The following is a 6,961-nucleotide window of genomic DNA, read 5'->3' on the forward strand; positions in this document are numbered from 1 at the left end:
CGCCGAACCTCCCGCCATGTCCCCGGAGTTCGGCCTCGCCGAACCCACGCCCCCTACCGCCGTTCAACCGCCGTTCAGGCCGTCGGGCGGCCCATTGCTCGGTATGTCCAGCCCGCCTTGCGCCACAGGGTCGGGTCCAGGGCGTTGCGGCCGTCCAGGACCACCTTCGCCGCCGCGACCTCGCCGAGGGCGGCCGGGTCCAGTTCGCGGAACTCCCGCCACTCCGTGAGGTGCAGGACGACGTCGGCGCCTCGCACCGCGTCCACGGCGGTGTCGGCGTAGCCGAGGGTCGGGAACAGGCGGCGGGCGTTGTCCATGCCCTTGGGGTCGTAGACCGTGACCTGGCCGCCCTGGAGGTGTATCTGCCCGGCGACGTTCAGCGCGGGGGAGTCGCGGACGTCGTCGGAGTCGGGCTTGAAGGTCGCGCCGAGCACCGCGACGCGCTTGCCGAGGAACGGCCCGCCGCCCAGTATCTGCCGGGCCAGCTCCACCATCTGGCCACGCTGGCGCATGTTGATCGAGTCGATCTCGCGCAGGAAGGTCAGCGCCTGGTCGGCCCCGAGCTCACCCGCGCGGGCCATGAAGGCGCGGATGTCCTTCGGCAGACAGCCGCCGCCGAAGCCGATCCCGGCCCGCAGGAACTTCTTCCCGATGCGGTCGTCGTACCCGATGGCCTCGGCCAGCTTGGCGACATCGCCGTCGGCGGCCTCGCAGACCTCCGCCATCGCGTTGATGAACGAGATCTTCGTGGCCAGGAAGGAGTTGGCGGAGGTCTTCACCAGCTCGGCGGTCGGGAAGTCCGTCACCACGAACGGCGTGCCCTCGCCGAGCGGCGTCGCGTACACCTCGCGCAGCAGTTTCTCCGCGCGCTCGCTGCGCACGCCGACGACGATCCGGTCCGGGTGCAGCGTGTCGTCCACGGCGAAGCCCTCGCGCAGGAACTCCGGGTTCCAGGCCAGTTCGGCGTCCGCGCCCGCGGGGGAGTGGTCGGCGAGGTAGCGGGCCAGCCGGTCGGCGGAGCCCACGGGCACGGTCGACTTGCCCACCACGAGGGCGGGGCGGGTCAGGTGCGGGGCCAGGGAGGCGATCGCGGAGTCGACGTACGACATGTCGCAGGCGTACTCGCCGTGCCGCTGCGGGGTGTTCACGCAGACGAAGTGCACGTCACCGAAGGCGCCGACCTCGGCGAAGTCCATGGTGAAGCGCAGCCGGCCGGTGGAGCCCTCGATGCCGGCGACGTGCTTGCGCAGCAGGTCCTCCAGGCCCGGCTCGTACATCGGGACCTCGCCCCGCTGGAGCATCTCGATCTTCTCGGGCACCACGTCGAGACCCAGCACCTCGAAACCGAGCTCGGCCATGGCCGCGGCGTGGGTGGCGCCGAGGTAGCCGGTGCCGATCACGGTGATCTTGAGGGCCATGAAGACTCCAGGAAGGGGGACGGTCCAGTGCGCGCCCGAGCATAGTCGGCGCCCTGGGCGGGCAGTTTTCCCGCTGTCGCCAAGCTCACGTATCCGTCCCGTGGGCGGACCCCTAAAATTTGAGTTACTTAACGGTAATTAGCACAGGCATCACAGCGTCCTTGGAGCGTGAGAGACCTTGGCCGGAACGGCTGACTTCGACCTGTACCGCCCGTCCGAGGAGCACGACATGCTCCGGGACGCCATCCGCTCGCTGGCGGAGGCGAAGATCGCGCCGTACGCCGCCGCGGTCGACGAGGAGGCCCGTTTCCCCCGGGAGGCGCTGGACGCGCTGGTGGCCAACGACCTGCACGCCGTGCACGTCCCCGAGGAGTACGGCGGCGCGGGCGCCGACGCCCTGGCCACGGTGATCGTCATCGAGGAGGTCGCCCGCGTCTGCGTGAGCTCCTCGCTGATCCCGGCCGTGAACAAGCTGGGCTCGCTCCCCGTGATCCTCTCCGGCTCCGAGGACCTGAAGAAGAAGTACCTCTCGCCGCTCGCCAAGGGCGACGCGATGTTCTCCTACGCCCTCTCCGAGCCGGACGCCGGTTCCGACGCGGCCGGCATGAAGACCAAGGCCGTCCGCGACGGCGACCACTGGATCCTCAACGGCGTGAAGCGCTGGATCACCAACGCGGGCGAGTCCGAGTACTACACGGTGATGGCCGTGACGGATCCCTCGAAGCGTTCCAAGGGGATCTCCGCGTTCGTCGTCGAGAAGTCCGACGAGGGCGTCTCCTTCGGTGCCCCCGAGAAGAAGCTCGGCATCAAGGGCTCCCCGACCCGCGAGGTCTACTTCGACAACGTCCGCATCCCCGCCGACCGCATGATCGGCGAGGAGGGCACCGGTTTCGCCACCGCGATGAAGACCCTGGACCACACCCGCATCACCATCGCCGCCCAGGCCCTCGGCGTCGCCCAGGGCGCCCTCGACTACGCCAAGGGCTACGTCCAGGAGCGCAAGCAGTTCGGCAAGGCCATCGCCGACTTCCAGGGCATCCAGTTCATGCTCGCCGACATGGCCATGAAGATCGCCGCCGCCCGCGCCCTGACCTACCAGGCCGCGGCCGCCTCGGAGCGCGGCGACAAGGACCTCACCTTCCAGGGCGCGGCGGCCAAGTGCTTCGCCTCCGACGTGGCCATGGAGGTCACCACGGACGCGGTGCAGCTCCTCGGCGGGTACGGCTACACCCGTGACTACCCGGTCGAGCGGATGATGCGCGATGCCAAGATCACCCAGATCTACGAGGGCACGAACCAGGTCCAGCGGATCGTGATGGCGAGGAACCTTCCCTAGCGGAGCCACCTCAAGGCCCCCGGCGTGCCGCCGGGGGCTTTGTCGTACCCCGTTCACCTGCTCACCGCCCGACGGGCTTTACTCAGGCGGGGATTGAGTACGCGCGCTCATACCCGGTGATCGCCGCGCGGCCAGGATGGGAGCAACGGCGCGGCCAGAAGCGCCGGTACGCATCCAGTGGACCCGAGCAAGGGAACTTCTCATGTCGCGCCGTATCGCCCTGTCCGTGACCGCCGGTGTCCTCGTCCTCGGTGGTGCCGGAGCCTTCGCCCTGGCCCAGGCCTCGGAGCAGCCGCTGTCCGTGACGCACGGCGCCGCCCGCTACGCCGCCCCCGAGGGCGACCGCAGCGGCTCGCTGACCTTCACCACCGACGTCACGGCGTCCTCCGGCGTCAAGGACGTCAAGGTCCTGGCCTGGCCGGCGGACTCGTCCTTCGCGAAGAAGGGGCTGACGGCCAAGGACATGGCGGCCGTCGAGTCGGCGTCCTGCGAGCCGTCCGGCGGGGACACCGTGCGCTGCACCTACAAGGTCACCGTCACGCGCGCCGACGCCGAGACGTCCCCGCGGGGCGCGTGGCACGTCGCCGTCCTGGCCACCGCGAAGGACGGCGACACGAGGCTCGACACCCGGGCCGCCGACTTCACCGTGGCCTGATCCGCGAGCGCTCCCCTCTCCCTGGGCCGCGTCTCCCCGGGCCGAGAAAAGGAGGGCATACGGGACGGATTGGTACCGTCCGCCCGATGGCGCGCGGCACGGGACGGGCGTAGGACGGTAGGCACGGGGCCCGCCCCGGGCTCCCGCAGTCCCGAGGAGGAGCCATGACCCAGGCCGAGAGCATGCCCGCGATGAGCAAGGAGACGCAGGACTGCGTGGCGGCGTGCATGGAATGCCACAGCGTGTGCGAGGAGACCATGAGCTCCTGCATGCAGAGGGGCGGCCAGGCCCAGATGCAGATCATGCGCGCGCTCATCGACTGCGCCGACATGACCCGCATGTGCGCGGACATGATGATGCGCCGCTCGCCCCTGTCGGCCGAGATGTGCGCGATGTGCGCCAAGGCGTGCGAGATGTGCGCCGAGGCGTGTATGTCCATGCCGGACGATCCCCAGATGATGCGCTGTGCGCAGGCGTGCCGCCGCTGTGCGCAGACCTGTCGGTCGATGGCGGGCATGGCGATGTGACGCAGGCCGGCCGACCGGATCGAGGGCACCCGCCGGGGTGCCCTCGATCATGCGTGGGGCAGGCTGGTGCGCATGACCGCACGCGAGAGCACGCCCGTCTCCGGCTCCCCGGAGAGGGACGCCACCGAGGCCTTCGACGCCGCCGAGCGCGCGATGTGGAGGGGCCGTTCCGAGGCCTACGCCGGGAGCTTCGCCCGCCTGTGCGCGTACCCCGTGGCGGCCCTGCTGGACGCGGCCGGGGTCGAGCGGGGCACGCGGGTCCTCGATGTCGGGACCGGCACCGGTACGGCGGCCGTGGCGGCGCGGGCGCGCGGTGCCCGGGTGAGTGCCGTGGACGCCGACGCCGGGATGGTGGCGGCGGCCCGGGCCCGCGGGATCGACGCACGGACCGCAGAGCTTCCCGAACTGCCCTACCCGGACGGCGAGTTCGACGCCGTCGTCGGCAACTTCGTCCTCAACCACGTCGGCCGCCCCCGCGCCGGCCTCGCCGAACTCCACCGCCTCCTGCGCCCCGGCGGCCGGATCGCCGTCACGACCTGGGGCGCCCGGCGCGGCGCCGGACAGGACCTGCTGGGCCGGGCCTGCGAGGCGGGCGGGGCCGTACCGCCGCCGTGTCTGCCGCGGCTGGACCCCACGCAGGACTGGCCCCGCACGCCGGAAGGGCTCACCCAACTCCTCGGCGGGGCGGGCTTCGTGGCGTCCGAGGCGGCCGAACTCGCCTGGGAGCACCGGGCCGGCGTGGAGGAGTGGTGGAGCGGCGCGGCGGGCGGCGTCGCCACCATCGGGCTGGTCGTCACCTCGCAGGATCCGCGGACCGTCGTACGGATCCGGCGGGAGTACGACCGGTTGAGCGCCGAACACACGGTGGTGGAAGGGCAGTTGGCCCTTCCGCACATCGCGCTGCTCGGCACGGGACGGCGGCCGTAGGCCTCAGTTGCCCGAGACCGTGACCTTCTCGTCGTTCTTGAGCTCGTCGACCAGGGTCTTCACCTTGGCCTTGTCCCAGAGCAGGTTGCCGCCGGTGGAGCCGGAGATCGGCATGTTCATGGAGGTGCCGTCACCGCCGTTGACGCCCTTCATGGCCCAGAACATCTTGCCCAGGTCGTACAGGCCCATGTCCTTGTCGACGATCAGCGAGTCGAGGCCCGCGCCCATCGTCGGGTAGAGCTTGAAGGGGTTGAGGACGGTGCTCGGGGTGGCGACCTGGTTGGCGAGCGCGTTGAGGAACTTCTGCTGGTTCTTCGTGCGGTCGAGGTCGGAGCCCGCGAGGGCGTAGCGGGTGCGGACGAAGGCGAGGGCCTGGTCGCCGTTGAGGGTCTGCTTGCCCGCCTGGAAGTCGGCACCGGACTTGGTGTCCTTCATGCCGCCCTTCGGGATGTCGATCTCGACGCCGCCGACCGCGTCCACGATGTTCGCGAAGCCGGCGAAGCCGATCTCCACGTAGTGGTCGATCTTCAGGCCGGTGTTGAACTCCACCGTGCGCACCAGCAGTTCGGGGCCGTCCTCGGCGTAGGCGGCGTTCAGCTTCACGTGCCGGCCGGTGCCCTTGTACGTCTTGCCGGACTCGGAGCCCACGAAGGTCGGGATCTCCACGTCCGAGTCACGCGGCAGCGAGATCAGCGTGTCGCCGTTGCTCCCGGTGTGCAGGATCATCATCGAGTCGGTGCGCTTGCCCTCGGCGGAGCCGGTGTGCAGCTGCTTCTTCTGCTCGGAGGAGAGCCCGGCGCGGCTGTCGGAGCCGACGATCAGGTAGTTGGTGCCGTCGCCCTGCTCCGGCCGGTCGATGACCTTGGACAGGTCGACCTCGCGGTTGAGCTTGGAGTCGGCCCAGAAGTAGGTGCCGACGGTCGTCACGACCAGCCCGGTGATCACGACGATCGCGGTCCACTTGATCCGCTTGCGCCAGTTCGGCGCGGGCCGCGGACCCCGGCCGCCGACCGGGTCGCCGGGGCCGCCGTGGCCACCGCCGCCGGGGCTGCCGTAGACCTGGCCGGTGTTGTAGTCGCTGTCGTACGCGTCGTAGTCACCGCCGTGTCCCTGGCCGTTGACGTACGACGGCTGCTGCTGCGGTACGCCGCCGTACGGCGGCGCGGACGGGCCCTGACGGCCGTACGCGCCCTGACCGCGGCGGACCTGCCGCATCACGCGGGCGCTCTCGGGCTGTGCGCTCGCGCTGCCGCGTCCGTACCGGTCTCCGCGGTTGTCGCCGGACCATCCCTCGGGCCAATCGTTCATGGGCCCCAGTGTGCCGGTACCCGCTGTGCCCTTTACAAGGGTCGTCGGAAAATCAGGGCGGCCCTGTAGCCAAGCTGACACAAATTCCCGAATTGTCGTCGGCATAGGGTGGGAGCCATGACAGACCAGGCCACCGCCGCGCCCCAGGGCACCCCGGAGATTCCGGGCAAGCCCACCTCGGCATCCCGTACGACGCTCAGCCACATCATGACCCAGGCCGACACCAACCTCCTCGGTACCGTGCACGGCGGTGTGATCATGAAGCTGGTGGACGACGCGGCGGGCGCGGTGGCCGGGCGGCACAGCGGCGGTCCCGCGGTCACCGCCTCCATGGACGAGATGGCGTTCCTGGAGCCGGTCAGGGTGGGCGACCTCGTCCATGTGAAGGCCCAGGTCAACTGGACCGGCCGGACCTCGATGGAGGTCGGCGTACGGGTCCTGGCCGAGCGCTGGAACGAGTCCACGCCCGCCACCCAGGTCGGCTCCGCCTACCTGGTGTTCGCCGCCGTCGACGCCGACGGCAGGCCCCGCCGGGTCCCGCCGGTGCTCCCGGAGACGGAACGGGACCGGCGCCGCTACCAGGAGGCCCAGATCCGCCGCACGCACCGCCTCGCGCGACGCCGGGCGATCCTGGAACTCCGCGAGAAGCGGGCGGCGGAGGGCTTCGAGGACTGAGCCGTCACCGGTCTCCCCGCACCCCCGGCCGGATGTCACGGACGACAGCCGTCAGGTCACTTCGTGAGGATCGTCACCCGGGTTTCCCCGGGCGGGGCTACACGCACCCCACCTC

7 protein-coding genes are annotated in these 6,961 nt (G+C 70.7%); 5 read left to right on the forward strand and 2 right to left on the reverse strand.

Annotated features, from left to right (window positions below; translation table 11 throughout):
- Positions 1–74 precede the first annotated feature (74 nt).
- Entirely contained in the window at positions 75–1,418 is a 1,344-nt protein-coding gene (locus EHS43_RS32825) for a UDP-glucose/GDP-mannose dehydrogenase family protein (RefSeq protein ID WP_125194311.1), read from the reverse strand.
- A 178-nt stretch (positions 1,419–1,596) separates the two neighbouring features.
- Between EHS43_RS32825 and EHS43_RS32830 the strand changes: the two genes are divergently transcribed.
- The 4 genes from EHS43_RS32830 to EHS43_RS32845 all read left to right on the forward strand — a co-directional run bounded on the left by EHS43_RS32830 (position 1,597) and on the right by EHS43_RS32845 (position 4,863).
- A complete protein-coding gene (locus tag EHS43_RS32830; RefSeq protein ID WP_125194312.1) occupies positions 1,597–2,754 on the forward strand; it encodes an acyl-CoA dehydrogenase in 1,158 nt (385 codons plus the stop codon).
- Positions 2,755–2,956: 202 nt separating this feature from the next.
- Positions 2,957–3,409 (forward strand): DUF5707 domain-containing protein, encoded by a 453-nt coding sequence (locus tag EHS43_RS32835; RefSeq protein WP_125194313.1) that lies wholly within the window; start codon positions 2,957–2,959, stop codon positions 3,407–3,409.
- A 164-nt stretch (positions 3,410–3,573) separates the two neighbouring features.
- A complete protein-coding gene (locus EHS43_RS32840) occupies positions 3,574–3,936 on the forward strand; it encodes a four-helix bundle copper-binding protein (RefSeq protein ID WP_125194314.1) in 363 nt (120 codons plus the stop codon).
- 72 nt (positions 3,937–4,008) lie between these two features.
- Positions 4,009–4,863, forward strand: a complete 855-nt coding sequence (locus EHS43_RS32845) for a class I SAM-dependent methyltransferase (RefSeq protein ID WP_125194315.1) — start codon at positions 4,009–4,011, stop codon at positions 4,861–4,863.
- A gap of 3 nt (positions 4,864–4,866) precedes the next feature.
- Here EHS43_RS32845 and EHS43_RS32850 read toward each other — a convergent pair whose 3' ends face one another.
- On the reverse strand, positions 4,867–6,171 hold the full coding sequence (locus EHS43_RS32850) for an LCP family protein (protein ID WP_125194316.1): 1,305 nt from the start codon (positions 6,169–6,171) through the stop codon (positions 4,867–4,869).
- Between the two features lie 117 nt (positions 6,172–6,288).
- On the opposite strand from EHS43_RS32850, the gene EHS43_RS32855 reads away from it, so the two are divergent.
- Entirely contained in the window at positions 6,289–6,846 is a 558-nt protein-coding gene (locus EHS43_RS32855; RefSeq protein WP_125194317.1) for an acyl-CoA thioesterase, read from the forward strand.
- Positions 6,847–6,961 lie beyond the last annotated feature (115 nt).

Origin of the sequence: Streptomyces sp. RP5T (assembly GCF_003933965.1) — a bacterium.
Classification (GTDB): domain Bacteria; phylum Actinomycetota; class Actinomycetes; order Streptomycetales; family Streptomycetaceae; genus Streptomyces.

Excerpts from the sequence above, each read along its gene's own strand:
- EHS43_RS32825 (WP_125194311.1), bottom strand. The coding sequence starts at position 1,418 with ATGGCCCTCAAGATCACCGTGATCGGCACCGGCTACCTCGGCGCCACC.
- EHS43_RS32835 (WP_125194313.1), top strand. The coding sequence starts at position 2,957 with ATGTCGCGCCGTATCGCCCTGTCCGTGACCGCCGGTGTCCTCGTCCTC.
- EHS43_RS32840 (WP_125194314.1), top strand. The coding sequence starts at position 3,574 with ATGACCCAGGCCGAGAGCATGCCCGCGATGAGCAAGGAGACGCAGGAC.
- EHS43_RS32845 (WP_125194315.1), top strand. The coding sequence starts at position 4,009 with ATGACCGCACGCGAGAGCACGCCCGTCTCCGGCTCCCCGGAGAGGGAC.
- EHS43_RS32850 (WP_125194316.1), bottom strand. The coding sequence starts at position 6,171 with ATGAACGATTGGCCCGAGGGATGGTCCGGCGACAACCGCGGAGACCGG.
- EHS43_RS32855 (WP_125194317.1), top strand. The coding sequence starts at position 6,289 with ATGACAGACCAGGCCACCGCCGCGCCCCAGGGCACCCCGGAGATTCCG.